Source organism: Cellulosimicrobium composti (genome assembly GCF_010287905.1).
Lineage (GTDB): Bacteria > Actinomycetota > Actinomycetes > Actinomycetales > Cellulomonadaceae > Cellulosimicrobium > Cellulosimicrobium composti.
In genome coordinates this window covers 1-1,384 of record NZ_JAAFAN010000143.1, presented here as the reverse complement: position 1 = coordinate 1,384, position 1,384 = coordinate 1, and the positions used below count along the sequence as shown (strand labels likewise).

Sequence of the window (1,384 nt, the reverse complement as noted above, 5' to 3'; positions counted from 1 at the left end):
CCCCCCCCGCCCCCCCCCCCCCCCCCCCCCCCCCCCCCCCCCCCCCCCGCCCGCCCGCCCCCGGCGGGGGCGCGCGCCCCCCCCCCCCCCCCCCCCCGCGGTCGGCGGTCAGTCCTGCGGGTCGCCCGGCGTGCGGGTCCCGCCCGTGCCCGACGCCGCGGGCTCGGTCGCGGCGGCCTGCTGGCGGCCCTCGTCGCGCGCCTTGGCGAGCATCGCCTCGAGGCGCTGGCGGCGGCGCCGGCGGTCGTCGCGGATGCCGATGACGAGCACGACGACGATCGCGACGAGCAGGAGCTGGGGCCACGGCACGGCCCACGTCGTGACCGTGACGGTCACGGGCTGCAGCGGCGCGTCCACCACGTCGTCGGCGACGGTCGTGGGCGTCACGGTGATGGTCGTGCTGACCGGGCCGAGCGGCCAGACGTCGTCGAACCCGACCTCGCTGCGCAGCGAGCCGCCGGGCAGGACCTCGCCGAGCGGCTCCGCCGTCACGCCGTCGACCACGGCGCCGAACAGGGCGGACGTCGCGACCTGACCCTCGGCGCCGAGCCGCACGTTGCCGTCGTTGGCGACGTCGTAGGAGACGGTGAGGTCGCCCGCGGCGAACGGGTTCCACGAGGGCGCGTAGGACGCCTTGACGTTCTCGACCGCGAGCACGGGCTGGACCTCGCCGGTGACGCGGGTCGTGACGCGGAAGCCGACGCGGCTCTCGACGCCCACGCTCGTGCCCTCGTCGCTCCCGGCGGTCGTGATGGACGCGGCGATGCCGGCCGGGTGGTCGCCGGGCGTCGCGTTCTCGGGGATCGTGATCGTGTACGGCACGACGACGGTCTCCTCCGGGCCGACGTCGACGGTCTCCTGGATGGTGAACCAGGTGCCCGCGTCCCTCGACTCCCGGTCGGACGGCAGCATGTTGAAGCGGCCGTTCGCGGTGAGGTACCCGTCGGCGGACTTGAGCGCGAACGTCGCGGGCGTCTTGCCGAAGTTCGTCACGGCGAGGTGGTCCTCGACCGTCTGGCCGGGGTCGACGGTGAGGTCGACCCAGCGCCGCCCGTCCGGGCCGTCGGCGTCCGCGGGCGTGACGCTCCAGGTGATCGTCTCCTCCCCGTCCCGGACCAGGCCGCTCGCGGGTGCCGGGCCCGCGGCGGCGGGCACGGCGGGCGCGAGCGCGGCGACGGCGGCCGCCGCGACGGCGAGGAGCCGCCGCAGGCCGCGGGTGCGGGGGCGCGGGCGGGTGCTCAGGTGTGATGCAGGGTTCACGCAGGTGCTCTCTCCGTACGACGGCGGGGGGCCCCCGCCGCGCGGCACCGCCAAGCCGGAGCCCGCCCCGGGCCGCGCGGGGGCTCGCCCGGGCCGGGGCCGCGGCTGCGGCCCGCCCGGCCCT

1 protein-coding gene is annotated in these 1,384 nt (G+C 78.5%); it reads right to left on the bottom strand.

The genetic code is table 11. The annotated features are described in order from the left end of the window. Positions 1-108 precede the first annotated feature (108 nt). Positions 109-1,260, bottom strand: coding sequence for a WxL protein peptidoglycan domain-containing protein (locus tag GYH36_RS19055; protein WP_203232053.1), 1,152 nt, complete (start codon positions 1,258-1,260; stop codon positions 109-111). Between the last annotated feature and the right edge of the window lie 124 nt (positions 1,261-1,384).